Raw genomic sequence first — 12887 nt, forward strand, 5'->3', positions numbered from 1 at the left:
AAATCAGGATATCCATTGGTGATAATCATTGATCAGGAGGGAAATGAGGATGCTGGTAAATGTGGTTGGAATGGATGGTGTGTCTGTCGCAAATATCATGATAGGACTCTTAGGTGATCATCTCATAGGCGGTTCGATTGAATTAGATGAACGTGATGGGAGAGGAGGAAAGCGTACTTTCGTTATCAATCAGATCGAAGTAGACACAAAGACAATTCACGTTTCTCCATTAACCGTCTATAAAGCATATCCAACAAGGAATACAGTCGTGTGAACAAAAAGCCAGGATGTGCAAAGGTAATTTATACATCAGACGAAACAAAAAACCAAAATTAAGATGGACTCCGATAGGGAGTCTTTTTTATTTGCCGTCTCACTTGCATATAACATAAAGATTTCTATTCAAACAGGCTGTTTTCTGTAAACAACCTTATCAGATTACATTTTATTTCAAAGGAGAGATGTTTTATGGCAAGTGCAGTAGCGGCAGATTTGTATCCTTTTACGGTGACGAAAGTTCATGAAAAAATGCTTCTGAACAGTGCAAGCATTGGGAAGAACGCTAATAAGTTTTATGTCATTGAATTGCAAGAGGGGACAGGAGGACCAACAGCATACCGAATTTATACAGAGAATGGTCGAATCGGGGCGAAAACGCCTCAAAGACGGGCAAGATGGTATTCTTCTTATCTTTCGGCGATCAACGAGTACAACAGCATCATTAATGATAAAAAGAACGGCTCCAGTCGGTATAAAGAGGTTGAAGTTGATCAAGCTCAGGCTTCATCTCCTGTTCAACTGACGGTCAAGTCGACTACAAAGAAGGAAGACTTGTCCCAAGTGAAGGATAAAGTGCTTCGTTTAATCGGGAAACTCTATCAAAGTGCAACAAGTTACTTGATCAAATCCATTGACACACCACTTGGAAAACTCTCTGCAAATCAAGTGGCGAAAGGTTTGCAAGTGTTGAATCGAATTGAAAGTTTACTCGATAGAGGAGTAACGAGTGGTTGGGACATTGAGAATCTTTCTGATGAATTTTACTCTGAAATTCCTGTTACTTTTGGAAGTAGAGTAGATGCCCGTAAGTTTTTGATTGATGATTATGTAAAGCTCAATGATCGAAAAGATCTTCTCGGTGTCATGAGTTCCGTTGTCCAAGCACAAAATACCTTGGAGAAAAACTTGGAAGAGAAATATGCATCACTCAATATTCAACTAAAGGCATTATCTTCCCGCTCCAAAGAGTATAAGCGCCTCTCTGATTATGTTCAGAATAGTAGAGGACATAATCATCACTTCGGATTTGAAATTAAGGAAATTTTCGAAGTAGTAAACATGGTCAATCACGATCAGTTCAATCCATACAAGGTTGAAACCATGGAGCTGTTCCACGGATCTCGAAATGAAAACATCTTGAGCATCATGCAGAGTGGTTTGAAAATCAAGCCGAAATCAGCCGTGCATACCGGATCGATGTTTGGAGCTGGTGTATATTTGGCAGATTCTTCCAGTAAAAGCGCTCAATATTGCTGGGGGTGGGGAAGTAACAGCGGTGTAGCCTCGGAGGAAAACTATCTATTTGTATGTGAAGCGGCAACGGGGAAAATAAAAGAATACACCTCTGCTCAACCACATTTAGTGTCAGCACCACGTCCGTACAATTCCGTCAAAGGGGCAAAAAGCCCTGGTGGATTGGTTCACAACGAATACATTGTCTATCGTGATAATCAGGTAAAAATCAAATACATTATCGAGTTTAAGAAAACAAATCGATAAATGAGTTAGCAAAGGGTGGTTTATTGCCACCCTTCTTACTTCACAAAGGAGGAAAACATGTGAGTTTTTACGATGATCATTATGCGGATATGGTTATGGAAGAAACAGCATCAAAGGAGGCTTTTGAAATTGGACTTAACGAGAATGAACCGCAAGCTATAATTGACGCGATAATGAGCATGTTTCAAACGAAAACTCATTTTAAGGGGGATGCTGAAAAGGCTCAAGCAATACTAAAGACGATTGCTCGAACAGGGCGGGTTTCAGATAAACAAAAGCGTTTTTTATTTGTTTTTCTTCTTAAAAATGATAAAGCATTTGGGGACAGACACGATTTACTTGTTCAAAAATGTAGATAAGAGAATCAAAAAATAGGATGGCAAAGATGCCATTCTTTTTATTGACTATTGGCAATTTGGGACTTAATATTGACTGTACAAGTGATAGGTTGACAACCAATACGAATATGTTGGGAGGAAGAAGCCGGGGCATAAAGTTGCTCCAGCTTCGATACATCATGAATGAATCGATACTAAGCCGTAAAAACATCAAACAAAGTATTGTTGAAGGATTTCTTGATTTAATTAGAAAGATTCCAGATGATAATGATAGGAAGTCCATCATGAAGTTGGTGAATTATTTAAATGGTTTGCTCCGTATCAAAGAGGTTACGCCACCAGTTAGTGAAATCATGAGTTTGATTAAAGACCAGAAACCAAATTTGTACTATGCAACAAAAATGAACATACATCGCAATAGTCATCTTACTATGCTGTTTGGGATTGAAATGAATCCAGAGATTGCAACAGAACGTCTCCAGGCTTTCTCTAAAGAGGTAAATTTGCAGAGATAAGCATAATCAACATACTACAAGGTGGCATTCGAATTTGAATACTACTGTTTACATAATTGTTACGGTGTAACGAGTGTTACGGATGAATCGAACCTGGATAATCACTACTTATTTTGAAAGAGGGAATTTAGATGAACCTACTGGATGCAACTGTTGGAAAGGTTTTAAGTGATCCAAGATCAATCAGTATGGACTCTTGGGAAGTTAACGTTGAATAAGATTGCTGGGGCGTTGTGAGTAAAGGTACTCACACAACTAAATCAGAGGAGGAAGCAAACGCAAGAAAAGTGGGTTATGAGCTTTTTACTTAATGCTCATTTAGTTAATTGATGAATAAACCACTTCATTGCTACGTCATTGTAAGTTATTTTCGTTTCTTGGATGTATCTACTCAATTCAATTGATTTTTCGGAAATAACGTTACTCCTTGTTTCTAAATCATCCAATTTCTTTTCGATGGTTTCTAATGGATTCATTACTTCCAGGAGCATTCGAAGCAATAAATCTTTTTCATAGCCAGATAGTGTACGTACAAAAGAGCACACGGATTTATTGTATAACTGCCCATGAAATTCAGTGACTTCTTGCATGGCAACTATCCTTTCGAAATTAATGTCAATTCTATTATTGACAGAATGGAGGTTGTCTACACGAAGAAGAGCAAGATCATTGGATATGACAGATTAACTTTTTAATTCTAAATATATTTGGGAGGGATTTGGTTGTGATTAAGGCAATTCTTACAAGCAATATTTCACACCGTGTAATTGAATCATCGTATACACCTCGGCAATTATTAGACTTCTTTGACGAAGAAGAACTTGTTCAAAAAATGACTAAGTGCTATTGCCAACCAATAGGTGAAACCAATGTTATCGAATGCAATTGTGATGAAGAGTGGGAGGATTATACGTTAAAACTTGAAGAGATGTGTTATCACAATAGTCAGGAAGTGAAGATGGGTGAAAAGTCTACTTGATAGGGCTATTCAAAACGGTTTCGGATGTTGGTATTGCGGAGGCAAGGACGGTGACGCCCAGATAACCGTGAGGTTCTATATGATGTACCACATTATAGAAAAAGCCAGTCGTAGCATGGTTTTACCACATGTTTTGGTAATTTAATTATTCTTTTCATTATGTGAAATGGGGTTGGTTTATGAGTGTTTTTATGTTGGTGTTTCAGGCTTATTGTGCTGGTTATGTTAGTTTTGCTATTATTCATTTTTCTATTACTGGATATCGATTGTTTGCTTTGATTTTTGCCGCGATTGCTCTCTTTCTGATAGTTTCGGTTGTTTCTCATTTGTATTAATTCAATGCTCATTATCAAAGGAGCGATATCTATTATGACTGTAATTTTTCCTCTTTTGGCCCTGTTTTCGATCTTATCTTTTTATCATGGTATAGACGAATATGTAGGCATTTTTTTAATAATGTCGTCTATGTTTCTTGGCTTGCATTTTGATCTGCGTTTACGTGCGGCATTTAAAGGTTAACAAGTTGTTTACTTTGTAAAGGAGTGTGAAGATGAATGAGGTATTTCTTTGAACTTGAACATAACGAAAGCATAGAATCGGAGCGTTTTGGTTCTGGGGAGTTTGAGTGGACTAAGGGCACGCCTATTATCGAAGCCGATTCTTTTGAGCAAGCTGTTCAATTATTCTTTGAAATGTATCGAGAGCAATTAAATGAAATTCTTGATTGGGAAACAGATGGGGAAGATGCGGAAAGTGGATATGTAAGTTACTCGAATAGTGTAGATGGATGCACCTTGGGTTTCAGAGTAACTTAATGCTTATCGAGCGAAACGAGGTGATCTGATGCCGAAATTAGGATTGCTCAAAAGATTGCACCAGCTCGTATGTCCACATAAACACCAAACGAAAATTTTCATTGGGTATGGAATAAACGATGCAGAGGGCAAGGAAATTTTTGCTTATGATTGCATCTACTGCGGTCACGCATTGTTTGCTTGGGAGGATAAAAAAGACGAGGATACACAATAGTTAGGGTGATAGGGAGGCTTAACGATGAGTAAACAATTGGACGCGAATGAAATACTGATCATGCTGAACGCTCTTGATTTCGCAAAGGATGAATTAAAAACACTATACCAAGAGAAGTGGTTAAATGAACAACTAATCAGTATCAAAAACAAACTCAACAAGCAATTTGGTTAATTTCAAGAACCATAAGGGGGGCGGGCTTCGTTGTTTAGTAAATGTCGATGCGGAAATATTGTTCACCTGAAATTGAAAGACGAAAGTAAGCCACCCGAATTTGTTATATATTATCGTTGTTGGTCAACTATGCCCGAGGAAGAAAAACAAGCATTAGAAAAGCAAAAGAACTTATCACTTAATATGTAAACAAACCAGAACTGGTAAAAAATCAGTTCTGGTTTGTTTAAGTCAATGGAATTACTGTATATACTTCTTATACAATGATAATCCTTTGAACGTTAACTGAAACGCTTGAGGGGTAACAACATCGAAAGGTTTCTCTTCGTCACCACCTTCAATGAAATTGCCATGGTATGTCGTGATAAGGTTATGTTTATAGAGCAGATATGCTCCAGAAACAAAAGAGTTACCATCTCGCGAATACATCTGTTTCAATTCATGGCTGTTAGCTTCACAGATTTTGAGGAATAGAGAAGTTGCATACGTTTTTGATACCATATAAACACATCCTTATTGTGATTTGGAGCCATGTAGATGACTCTCATATCCAATATAAGTGGGTGTAGGACGTGTTTAACACGACGCTGTACGTATGTTAATTACGATCTAAAAGAGAAAACCACTCTAAACTGAGAGTGGTTTTATTTGTTTATGAAGTTGCAAACTAAACGATATCCCAAGATCCACTTTGAACCCAATCGTCGATAATTGCCGCTGTTAATTCCGCCTTGCTCGAATCAAGAAGGAACAAGCGACACTGACGAATGTATGAATCAGTGATTGTAGGAACAAAAGACTGTGAAACGATGATGCCTCCCGTTAGCATCGAGCAGAGGAGTTTGAACAAGTCATCAATGTTGTGAGAAGACCCATGTAAGGAAAATTGAATGGAGTAGTGAGAAGGGTGCATCGGATGGCGCTCTTCTTTCACTTGGACATTTGATACAGCAGAACAAGTTGATAAAGAGCTTTTAATCAGATCCATGGTTGCTTTTCTTCTAATTTCTGGTGTTGTTGCAGGGATGATTCTCGATTGAATAAGACGGTTAATAACAGATAAACTGTGGTTACACTTGCTAACAACTTGGGCTTCGACTTCACTTACGTCTGAGGGAATAAAAAATTGCCGTTCTGAAAATCGTTTTAATACATTTTCGAGATCGGCGATTCCACGTTTATTTTTCAAAAATATCGTTAGGAACTTATGAAAACGGGGGACGTTTGTTCCGGTTTTTTTGTCTCTATTAATTGCCTGAACTTCATAATCAAATGAAATCGTTTGTGTTTTCTTCCTCATTTCCGACCAAATAAATGATAGTAACTCATCAAGTAAATGATAAGCTTCATATAACACACCAATTGTAATATAGGGAACTGGCATGTGCTTTGAGAAGGGATTTCCTTCATTCTCTCCTTCACATGAGCTTTGCGTGAGGAAATAGCGCATACCATTTACAATATCAACTACCATTTGAATACCAGGATCAATTTTCACTTTTTGTGGAAGTGTTTTCAAAAATACCTCTTTGTCATGAGCTGTGACAACCAGCGAGTTTTTGGGGTAGAAGTTGTCATTTATCATCTCGGTATCCTCTCCGAATCATTCTATGTATGCTTATTGTAGCACTTTTGTTCGATAGGTAAAATTGATCAAAAGCTGCAAAGTATTGAATTCTGTTGTTCCCGTATAGATGACACTACGTAAAATCGTCAGCAAAACATTTTCCCATTCGGAAAGATTGTGTCTATCTCGTTCTGTAAAAAGGCAGCCTTTCCGATATGAGACTCTGAGGATTGGAAAGTCGACGATCTTTTTTTGAGTGTCCGGAAAAACTGTGTAATGACCTGGATATAGAACAACTCATCCCGCATCAATCTATTGTTCGATTTGGTGCAAGTAAAAATGTGTGGATTTGTTTGTGAAGATGGGCTGGTTCTCTGGAGACAGGAAGAAGAGGGATGGAGAATTAGGACGCTTTACAAAAAGAAAAAAGGCTTGCCATTAAGACAAACCATTTAAAGAGATTAGCACTTTATTTAGCATTAATGATAGGCAGGATTCGCGGTCTTGCCTATCTGAAACACATTATATTGAAGTATAGAATGAATTGTCAAGCCATCATTTCCACTTTAATAGGCATGAGCACAGTCAAGGTTATTTTGATAAACTAACACTCAGACATTATATTGAATATAGTCAACGTCATGGTATAATTTGATTAAAAAGCACGTAAAAGAAATAACAACAAACTTATATAAAAGGAGAGTTGGAAATGTCAGCTTATTACTGCGTAGAAAAGGACAGCACTTTGCATAGCGACTTAGAAATTACTATGAGCGTAAAGGGAAATTTCTTGAAAGAAATGAATGAGGAAATCAGTGAAGCTATTAAAATTAAGAATGCGCTTCAAAAAATTGCTTATATTGCTTCCAGTCAAAACTCTGATTTGCTAATCGAAGAGGCTTATAAGAATGAAATACCGGACAAATATTTAAAAAAGAGTACACAGGAAAGTGAAGGAAAGACCTATTATGCATTTAAACAAAACTCGCCTTATCAAAAAGCCTTCACCAAATTCATCAAAGATCATAATTTAGGCTATATCATTAAAAGACAGAGCCTTTTCTATGTATGTCGTATTCTTCACAATTTCAATGGTTCGATAAGTGTAGAAATTTTTAATGGTACTTTCTATATTGAATCCTCTAAAAAGGAAGCAGCTGAAGGAATCAAAGAAATTACAGAAAGCGAATTCTTCAAGGTAAAAATGATGATTGCAGAACAGAACGAAGTCGAACAACAAGCTTCATAAATAAACAAAGCCGACTCTATTTGGAGCGGCTTTGTTTATTGTATAGGATAGAAGGTTAACACTCGGAATTTAGTGATAACAATTAGATTTGAGCATAAGTCATCTATAATCCTCACCCGTTGTTGTTATTTACACAACGTAATGTTCTTAAAAGTAATGACCAATTTCAAATGTAGCGCATACATTGGAGATATCGATACTGACTTTTTTCATGCATTTATCCCTCGGAAAAATATTGTCTGACTCTCTGAAATTCTTCTGAAAATTGGGATGTTAAACACTGGAAAAAACCAGCAACCATGCGGGTTTGAGGGGTGCGACAAAATTTTACCAAAAAGGGTGTTGACTATATTCAATGGTGGTGATATTATTAGTTCATCGAATAACAAAACTAACCTCGAACACAGGTTAAGACAATTCGATGGAATAATATCAAAACAACCTGTATAACATGAATCATAAAATACAAAAAAGCGGAGGTGAAAGACATGTTAAACAAGATCAAGGGACATAATGAATTGAATGAAACAGCAGCAGTGGATAGCAATCGTCCTCTTGGCTCAACATGCCTAAAGCCAGAAGCTTTTATTGATAGCAAACATGAGGAAAGAAGTATCTATACAAAGCAAACGCAATTTCCGGGGTGGTATCGCCCAAAAGGATTGGGTTTTTTAAGGGAAAGTATATCTATAGGATCATTGTATTCAAAAATCGTTTCGGTTTTTTGAATATCAATGGCATAGGAGTACCTTCCAACGTAACCATAGGGCTACGCTTAAAACACCCAATCGGAGAAATCTTATCGGGTGTTTTTTGTTGTAGCCTTTTCGGTTTCCAATAAACACCAATCATGAAGACAAAACTAATAAATGGAGGTGAAAGACATGATGAGAAAGATGAATATCGGTGGCAATCGCCAGTTTAATAAATTTGATATTCAGCCAGTGGGCAGATTTAGCTCGCTTATTCAAACATGCCTTTTACCGAAAACCAACCACGAGATTAGTAAGCATGATGATAACAATCTGTATTCAGCAACAGAAGAAGTGGCGTTTTGGGGAGGATTGCACCCAAAACAACAGGGTCGTCTTATCGAAAAAATACCTATATACTCGTTTTTCTTGGAGTGGTGTACCCATTTACAAGAGAGTCGTGATATAAGTGCATTTTCAGTGTAGCGTGTAAGCTACTGATAAGACACCCATCGTAAAGATCGGGTGTTTTTTTGTACCCAATTTCAGAAAATAAACAACGTGGATAGGTACTCAAGTGGTTATAAGAGGATCCCCTGCTAAGGGATTAGGCGATGTAATAGTCGTGCAAGGGTTCGAATCCCTTTCTATCCGCCAGATGTGGGCAAGTAGCCAAGTGGCAAGGCTGTAGACTGCAAATCTACGAGCGAGGGTTCGATTCCCTCCTTGTCTTCCAATCAAAATAAAGGAGGTATGCAATTCTGGAACCTGGTGAGGAACACACTCAACTAAATATCGCCTGTTCGACAATGGGTTAAGTCACCAAGCTTTCACCTTGGAGTAACGAGTTCGAGTCTCGTACAGGCGATCAATAGGATGTGGATATGGTGGAATGGCAGACACGTCAGAATGAGATTCTGATATCCGAAAGGTTGTGGGGGTTCAAGTCCCTCTATCCACACCAATTAACGGGATGTAGCTCAGTTTGGCTTAGAGCACTCGCTTTGGGAGCGAGGGGTCGCAGGTTCGAGTCCTGTCATCCCGACCAAAAATAGATGGGAGTATAGAGCGTAATGGTAGCGTCCTCGGCTGTAAACCGAGTACCTTCGGGTCTTGGAGGTTCAAGTCCTTCTGCTCCCACCATGTACTATCGGGGATTCGTTTAGTGGTAGGACATAGCACTTTGACTGCTATTGCGTAGGTTCGATTCCTGCATCCCCTGCCAAATATGTTGATGTAGCTCAGTCTGGTTTAGAGCATTCGGCTGATAACCGAAAGGTCGATGGTTCGAATCCATCCATCAACACCACATTATCTGGATGTAGTTCAGCTTGGTTAGAACGCTTGCCTTGGGAGCAAGAGGTCGTAGGTTCGAATCCTACCATCCAGACCATCATGGGGTCGTAGCTCCAATTGGTAGAGCAACTGTTTTGCACGCAGAGGGTTGAGGGTTCAAGTCCCTCCGATTCCACCAAATATTGACGTATAGCTCAGAGGTAGAGCAACCCGCTGTTAACGGGAAGGTCGTAGGTTCGACACCTACTACGTCAGCCATTGTAGGGCAATAGTTCAACGGTAGAACAGCGGCTTCCAACCCCGCTGGTGTGGGTTCAATTCCTACTTGCCCTGCCAAATCTGGTTCTTTAGTTCAATCGGGAGAACGCTCCGTTGTCAGCGGAGAGGTAACGGGATCGAAACCCGTAGGAACCGCCACATATTATGGGCAGATATGCAAGATGGATAAAGCAGGCTGACTGTAAATCAGTCCCCGAAAGGGTTCGGGAGTTCGAATCTCTCTCTGCCCACCATACCAAAAAAAGAAAGGATGTGTTCTCAATGCGAGAGAGCGATGAAGTGCGTGAGGAAACGGAAGTGAATATGGCGTGGTAGACAAACGGTAAAGTCCCCTGACTTTCAATCAGGAGTTCATTATGGGCATTGCGGGTTCAAGTCCCGTCCACGTCACCAACTTTATTATTCAAGCGAGTAGTAGGAAAGTGATGTGGCTCTGTTGACAAATTGGCTAAGTCACCAGACTTTCAATCTGGTCAGTTCGGGTTCGAGTCCCGTCAGAGTCACCAAATTATTCAGCAAACATAATCGACAATATTTCCTCAGAGGTATACTCGGTTCCATGAATATAACGCTCAATAACTTTTGCCAGGATAGCTTTTCCGTTAATACGGCTTTGCTTGGCATCAAGAATGTTTAGGACGATTCGATCCATTTCCTTTTGAATCTCCTCATGGATAGCTTTAACAAAGGCAGTGTTTGTTGGGTAATCAGGCATCCCTTTTGGAAAGCCGTTAGAAATATCATGTTTAGACCACTTTTCAAGCATAATTTTTGCTTTACTGTATTCGATCACTGTATCACCAAATTCATGAGTTTTAATTCTATGCTATTACGTGGAGAACAAGATTTCAACATAATATTTATGCGGGTATGGTTGGAATGGCAGACACGGGGAGCTTAAAATTCTCTACCGAAAGGTGTACAGGTTCAAGTCCTGTTACCCGCACCATTAGGCGGATGTGGTGGAATTGGCAGACACGGTAGATTCAAAACCTACTGCTTCGGCGTGAGGGTTCGACTCCCTTCTTCCGCACCAAACAATGGGCGTTTAGCTTAGCTGGTAGAGCAATCGACTTTTAATCGAGAGGTCGTAGGTTCAAATCCTACAACGCCCACCATCATATGCTGGCTTAGTTCAGAGGAAGAACGCTTGCCTTGTAAGCAAGATGTCGGGGGTTCGATTCCCTCAGCCAGCACCATATTAACAAAACTATGAAAGGATGTGACTTGGAATGAAGAGTGACAAGGGAAGTAAATCAGATAAATAAATGTCCTCGTGGCTCAATGGTAGAGCAAGGAGCTTTTAACTCCGAGGTTACAGGTTCAAGTCCTGTCGGGGACACCAATTATTGCGGAGTAGAGCAGTGGTTAGCTTGCTTGGCTCATACCCAAGAGATCAAGGGTTCGAATCCCTTCTCCGCAACCAATATTGTCTCGTAGCTCAGTGGTAGTAGCAACCGCCTGTTAAGCGGAATGTCGTAGGTTCGATCCCTACCGAGACAGCCAGTGTGCGGGTGTAATTTAACGGTAGAATATCAGCTTGCCATGCTGAAGGCAGGGGTTCGATTCCCCTTATCCGCTTCCATTAACTTAACTAACGAAAGGAATGATTTTGATGACTTATGGGATTTGTTATTGAGGGATTTAATGATGAAAAGAAAGTGAAAGAAGTAATGCCAAATGCTCATTGCGTTGTAACAAAAGGAACCAGAATGAATGGCCGAGTAAAAATGGATCTTAAAAAAGCTTTGACAACATGTGAGGAGTTGTTCTTGTTGACTGATCCTGATGAAGCGGGAGATAAATTAGCAGAAATGGTCTTACGTCAGTATCCTTCGTTACAACGTGTAGTTTTAGATAGAAACGCTTGTTTATGCTACCGAAATCAAAAAGTGAAAGTAGGGGTTGAGCATTGTGAAACAAGTTATTTGAAACGTGTATTAAGCGAATATGTAACTACGGGGGTATAGCGCGTAATGGTAGCGTCCCTGACTGTAACTCAGGTGTCTTCGGATCTTGGTTCTGCCCCCACCATAAATCAAAATTGAAAGAAGAGGTGAACAAAATGAAAAGTGACAAGTCTGACAAACGAGACAAAACCTAAAGAAGTCATGGTGTAATGGTTAGCACAGTAGTCTTTTAAACTATCAGCCAGGGTTCGAATCCCTGCGACCCCACCATTTAAAAATATGCTCGTTTAGCTCAGTAGAGGAGAGCGTTCGGTTTACACCCGAAAGGTCACTGGTTCGAATCCAGTAGCGAGTACCATATGCGGTCTTGGTATATAGGTTGTGCCGCAGGCTTCCAACCTGCTAAAACGGGTTCGAGTCCCGTAGACCGCTCCACATGCAGGAATCGTCTAATGGTTTAGGACACCCCCCTCCAGGGGCGTGAGATGTGGGTAGCTCCCACAGGATAGATCGCTACTATCCACGACACGATATTCAATGAGATTGAGGTTCGAATCCTCATTCCTGCTCCAAATTATGTCCTCGTAGCTCAGATGGATAGAGCAACCGCCTTCTAAGCGGTAAGTCGTAGGTTCGAGTCCTACCGAGGATGCCATATCAATGCTGTGACAGGCGTGTATTTCCCTTCATCAGGCAAAATACGTGGGTTCAAGTCCCGCCACTGCAACCTATTAAGAAACAAAGGAGGATAAAAGGTTGTGACTACTACTTTCAAAGTCTACACAGATGCTTCATCCAGATACAAAGCAGTGATGGCAAAAGGAGAAAAGAAAGGCAAAAGAGTTCATCCTTCCTCCATCGGTGCAGTCATCAAAGATGGTTGTGAAATCATCGGTTCGATCTCTAAAAAAGTTGGTTATCAAGACTCAAACTACGCGGAATTCTTGGCAATGTACACAGCTTGTCGATACCTGATCGATCATGACATCAAGAAAGTAGATTTCTATGCAGATTGTATTAACTTGGTTCTCATGGTCAATCAAGGTGTGATTAGCGAATTCCTAAGCTGAGAAAGCTATC

16 protein-coding genes and 28 tRNA genes are annotated in these 12887 nt (G+C 39.8%); 41 read left to right on the forward strand and 3 right to left on the reverse strand.

The window, feature by feature from the left end:
* The first annotated feature begins 49 nt into the window (after window positions 1-49).
* The 4 genes from ACFVS2_RS26190 (at window position 50) to ACFVS2_RS26205 (ending at window position 2632) form a co-directional block, all read left to right on the forward strand.
* On the forward strand, window positions 50-274 hold the full coding sequence (locus ACFVS2_RS26190; RefSeq protein ID WP_390239348.1) for a hypothetical protein: 225 nt from the start codon (window positions 50-52) through the stop codon (window positions 272-274).
* 194 nt (window positions 275-468) lie between these two features.
* A complete protein-coding gene (locus tag ACFVS2_RS26195; RefSeq protein WP_390239350.1) occupies window positions 469-1779 on the forward strand; it encodes a WGR domain-containing protein in 1311 nt (436 codons plus the stop codon).
* Window positions 1780-1838: 59 nt separating this feature from the next.
* The gene (locus ACFVS2_RS26200; protein WP_390239352.1) at window positions 1839-2138 is read left to right on the forward strand and encodes a hypothetical protein; all 300 of its coding nucleotides are present in this window, start codon (window positions 1839-1841) and stop codon (window positions 2136-2138) included.
* 26 nt (window positions 2139-2164) lie between these two features.
* The gene (locus ACFVS2_RS26205) at window positions 2165-2632 is read left to right on the forward strand and encodes a hypothetical protein (protein ID WP_390239354.1); all 468 of its coding nucleotides are present in this window, start codon (window positions 2165-2167) and stop codon (window positions 2630-2632) included.
* A 314-nt stretch (window positions 2633-2946) separates the two neighbouring features.
* Here ACFVS2_RS26205 and ACFVS2_RS26210 read toward each other — a convergent pair whose 3' ends face one another.
* Window positions 2947-3222, reverse strand: coding sequence for a hypothetical protein (locus tag ACFVS2_RS26210; protein ID WP_390239356.1), 276 nt, complete (start codon window positions 3220-3222; stop codon window positions 2947-2949).
* Between the two features lie 134 nt (window positions 3223-3356).
* Between ACFVS2_RS26210 and ACFVS2_RS26215 the strand changes: the two genes are divergently transcribed.
* The 4 genes from ACFVS2_RS26215 (at window position 3357) to ACFVS2_RS26230 (ending at window position 4814) form a co-directional block, all read left to right on the forward strand.
* Window positions 3357-3611: an acetyltransferase gene (locus tag ACFVS2_RS26215; RefSeq protein ID WP_390239358.1), complete on the forward strand. Its 255-nt coding sequence runs from the start codon at window positions 3357-3359 to the stop codon at window positions 3609-3611.
* 554 nt (window positions 3612-4165) lie between these two features.
* Window positions 4166-4426 (forward strand): hypothetical protein, encoded by a 261-nt coding sequence (locus ACFVS2_RS26220; RefSeq protein WP_390239360.1) that lies wholly within the window; start codon window positions 4166-4168, stop codon window positions 4424-4426.
* A gap of 28 nt (window positions 4427-4454) precedes the next feature.
* Window positions 4455-4640: a hypothetical protein gene (locus tag ACFVS2_RS26225; RefSeq protein WP_390239363.1), complete on the forward strand. Its 186-nt coding sequence runs from the start codon at window positions 4455-4457 to the stop codon at window positions 4638-4640.
* Between the two features lie 24 nt (window positions 4641-4664).
* A complete protein-coding gene (locus ACFVS2_RS26230) occupies window positions 4665-4814 on the forward strand; it encodes a hypothetical protein (protein WP_390239366.1) in 150 nt (49 codons plus the stop codon).
* Between the two features lie 667 nt (window positions 4815-5481).
* On the opposite strand, the gene ACFVS2_RS26235 is transcribed toward ACFVS2_RS26230, so the two are convergent.
* The gene (locus tag ACFVS2_RS26235; protein ID WP_390239368.1) at window positions 5482-6399 is read right to left on the reverse strand and encodes a hypothetical protein; all 918 of its coding nucleotides are present in this window, start codon (window positions 6397-6399) and stop codon (window positions 5482-5484) included.
* A gap of 691 nt (window positions 6400-7090) precedes the next feature.
* On the opposite strand from ACFVS2_RS26235, the gene ACFVS2_RS26240 reads away from it, so the two are divergent.
* The 18 genes from ACFVS2_RS26240 (at window position 7091) to ACFVS2_RS26325 (ending at window position 10403) form a co-directional block, all read left to right on the forward strand.
* Complete coding sequence (locus ACFVS2_RS26240) at window positions 7091-7630, forward strand: hypothetical protein (protein WP_390239371.1); 540 nt, start codon at window positions 7091-7093, stop codon at window positions 7628-7630.
* A 488-nt stretch (window positions 7631-8118) separates the two neighbouring features.
* A complete protein-coding gene (locus tag ACFVS2_RS26245; RefSeq protein ID WP_390239373.1) occupies window positions 8119-8358 on the forward strand; it encodes a hypothetical protein in 240 nt (79 codons plus the stop codon).
* Between the two features lie 156 nt (window positions 8359-8514).
* Window positions 8515-8808: a hypothetical protein gene (locus ACFVS2_RS26250; RefSeq protein WP_390239376.1), complete on the forward strand. Its 294-nt coding sequence runs from the start codon at window positions 8515-8517 to the stop codon at window positions 8806-8808.
* Window positions 8809-8885: 77 nt separating this feature from the next.
* Window positions 8886-8979: transfer RNA gene (locus tag ACFVS2_RS26255), tRNA-Ser, on the forward strand.
* Window positions 8980-8984: 5 nt separating this feature from the next.
* Window positions 8985-9058 (forward strand) — tRNA-Cys (locus tag ACFVS2_RS26260).
* Window positions 9059-9200: 142 nt separating this feature from the next.
* Window positions 9201-9286, forward strand: a tRNA-Leu gene (locus tag ACFVS2_RS26265).
* 5 nt (window positions 9287-9291) lie between these two features.
* Window positions 9292-9370 (forward strand) — tRNA-Pro (locus ACFVS2_RS26270).
* A gap of 9 nt (window positions 9371-9379) precedes the next feature.
* Window positions 9380-9465 (forward strand) — tRNA-Tyr (locus tag ACFVS2_RS26275).
* Window positions 9466-9473: 8 nt separating this feature from the next.
* A tRNA-Gln gene (locus ACFVS2_RS26280) sits at window positions 9474-9547 on the forward strand.
* A 5-nt stretch (window positions 9548-9552) separates the two neighbouring features.
* Window positions 9553-9631: transfer RNA gene (locus tag ACFVS2_RS26285), tRNA-Ile, on the forward strand.
* A 6-nt stretch (window positions 9632-9637) separates the two neighbouring features.
* A tRNA-Pro gene (locus tag ACFVS2_RS26290) sits at window positions 9638-9715 on the forward strand.
* A gap of 4 nt (window positions 9716-9719) precedes the next feature.
* Window positions 9720-9796 (forward strand) — tRNA-Ala (locus ACFVS2_RS26295).
* Between the two features lie 5 nt (window positions 9797-9801).
* A tRNA-Asn gene (locus tag ACFVS2_RS26300) sits at window positions 9802-9876 on the forward strand.
* Window positions 9877-9880: 4 nt separating this feature from the next.
* Window positions 9881-9954, forward strand: a tRNA-Trp gene (locus tag ACFVS2_RS26305).
* 5 nt (window positions 9955-9959) lie between these two features.
* Window positions 9960-10035, forward strand: a tRNA-Asp gene (locus ACFVS2_RS26310).
* Between the two features lie 8 nt (window positions 10036-10043).
* Window positions 10044-10130, forward strand: a tRNA-Tyr gene (locus ACFVS2_RS26315).
* Between the two features lie 72 nt (window positions 10131-10202).
* Window positions 10203-10290, forward strand: a tRNA-Glu gene (locus ACFVS2_RS26320).
* A gap of 36 nt (window positions 10291-10326) precedes the next feature.
* A tRNA-Glu gene (locus ACFVS2_RS26325) sits at window positions 10327-10403 on the forward strand.
* A 2-nt stretch (window positions 10404-10405) separates the two neighbouring features.
* Here ACFVS2_RS26325 and ACFVS2_RS26330 read toward each other — a convergent pair.
* Complete coding sequence (locus ACFVS2_RS26330) at window positions 10406-10690, reverse strand: hypothetical protein (protein ID WP_390239378.1); 285 nt, start codon at window positions 10688-10690, stop codon at window positions 10406-10408.
* 71 nt (window positions 10691-10761) lie between these two features.
* Between ACFVS2_RS26330 and ACFVS2_RS26335 the strand changes: the two genes are divergently transcribed.
* The 15 genes from ACFVS2_RS26335 to ACFVS2_RS26405 all read left to right on the forward strand — a co-directional run bounded on the left by ACFVS2_RS26335 (window position 10762) and on the right by ACFVS2_RS26405 (window position 12877).
* Window positions 10762-10846: transfer RNA gene (locus ACFVS2_RS26335), tRNA-Leu, on the forward strand.
* Window positions 10847-10850: 4 nt separating this feature from the next.
* A tRNA-Leu gene (locus ACFVS2_RS26340) sits at window positions 10851-10933 on the forward strand.
* Window positions 10934-10939: 6 nt separating this feature from the next.
* Window positions 10940-11015, forward strand: a tRNA-Lys gene (locus tag ACFVS2_RS26345).
* A 6-nt stretch (window positions 11016-11021) separates the two neighbouring features.
* Window positions 11022-11096 (forward strand) — tRNA-Thr (locus ACFVS2_RS26350).
* A 71-nt stretch (window positions 11097-11167) separates the two neighbouring features.
* Window positions 11168-11242: transfer RNA gene (locus tag ACFVS2_RS26355), tRNA-Lys, on the forward strand.
* A 5-nt stretch (window positions 11243-11247) separates the two neighbouring features.
* Window positions 11248-11323 (forward strand) — tRNA-Met (locus ACFVS2_RS26360).
* 4 nt (window positions 11324-11327) lie between these two features.
* Window positions 11328-11403 (forward strand) — tRNA-Asn (locus ACFVS2_RS26365).
* 4 nt (window positions 11404-11407) lie between these two features.
* Window positions 11408-11478: transfer RNA gene (locus ACFVS2_RS26370), tRNA-Gly, on the forward strand.
* 41 nt (window positions 11479-11519) lie between these two features.
* Entirely contained in the window at window positions 11520-11867 is a 348-nt protein-coding gene (locus ACFVS2_RS26375) for a toprim domain-containing protein (RefSeq protein WP_390239380.1), read from the forward strand.
* Window positions 11858-11931 (forward strand) — tRNA-Tyr (locus tag ACFVS2_RS26380). The genes ACFVS2_RS26375 and ACFVS2_RS26380 overlap by 10 nt, the downstream gene beginning before the upstream one ends.
* Window positions 11932-12088: 157 nt before the next feature.
* A tRNA-Val gene (locus ACFVS2_RS26385) sits at window positions 12089-12165 on the forward strand.
* Between the two features lie 3 nt (window positions 12166-12168).
* A tRNA-Gly gene (locus ACFVS2_RS26390) sits at window positions 12169-12242 on the forward strand.
* A 3-nt stretch (window positions 12243-12245) separates the two neighbouring features.
* Window positions 12246-12379: transfer RNA gene (locus ACFVS2_RS26395), tRNA-OTHER, on the forward strand.
* A gap of 6 nt (window positions 12380-12385) precedes the next feature.
* Window positions 12386-12462, forward strand: a tRNA-Arg gene (locus tag ACFVS2_RS26400).
* Window positions 12463-12565: 103 nt separating this feature from the next.
* Entirely contained in the window at window positions 12566-12877 is a 312-nt protein-coding gene (locus ACFVS2_RS26405) for a ribonuclease H family protein (RefSeq protein WP_390239382.1), read from the forward strand.
* Window positions 12878-12887 lie beyond the last annotated feature (10 nt).

This window comes from Brevibacillus sp. NPDC058079 (assembly GCF_042885155.1).
Taxonomy (GTDB): domain Bacteria; phylum Bacillota; class Bacilli; order Brevibacillales; family Brevibacillaceae; genus Brevibacillus.

Bases quoted from the DNA above. Each gene is read 5' to 3' on its own strand.
- ACFVS2_RS26190 (WP_390239348.1), top strand. From the start codon at position 50: ATGCTGGTAAATGTGGTTGGAATGGATGGTGTGTCTGTCGCAAATATC.
- ACFVS2_RS26195 (WP_390239350.1), top strand. From the start codon at position 469: ATGGCAAGTGCAGTAGCGGCAGATTTGTATCCTTTTACGGTGACGAAA.
- ACFVS2_RS26205 (WP_390239354.1), top strand. From the start codon at position 2,165: ATGCCATTCTTTTTATTGACTATTGGCAATTTGGGACTTAATATTGAC.
- ACFVS2_RS26210 (WP_390239356.1), bottom strand. From the start codon at position 3,222: ATGCAAGAAGTCACTGAATTTCATGGGCAGTTATACAATAAATCCGTG.
- ACFVS2_RS26220 (WP_390239360.1), top strand. From the start codon at position 4,166: ATGAGGTATTTCTTTGAACTTGAACATAACGAAAGCATAGAATCGGAG.
- ACFVS2_RS26225 (WP_390239363.1), top strand. From the start codon at position 4,455: ATGCCGAAATTAGGATTGCTCAAAAGATTGCACCAGCTCGTATGTCCA.
- ACFVS2_RS26230 (WP_390239366.1), top strand. From the start codon at position 4,665: ATGAGTAAACAATTGGACGCGAATGAAATACTGATCATGCTGAACGCT.
- ACFVS2_RS26235 (WP_390239368.1), bottom strand. From the start codon at position 6,399: ATGATAAATGACAACTTCTACCCCAAAAACTCGCTGGTTGTCACAGCT.
- ACFVS2_RS26240 (WP_390239371.1), top strand. From the start codon at position 7,091: ATGTCAGCTTATTACTGCGTAGAAAAGGACAGCACTTTGCATAGCGAC.
- ACFVS2_RS26245 (WP_390239373.1), top strand. From the start codon at position 8,119: ATGTTAAACAAGATCAAGGGACATAATGAATTGAATGAAACAGCAGCA.
- ACFVS2_RS26250 (WP_390239376.1), top strand. From the start codon at position 8,515: ATGATGAGAAAGATGAATATCGGTGGCAATCGCCAGTTTAATAAATTT.
- ACFVS2_RS26375 (WP_390239380.1), top strand. From the start codon at position 11,520: ATGGGATTTGTTATTGAGGGATTTAATGATGAAAAGAAAGTGAAAGAA.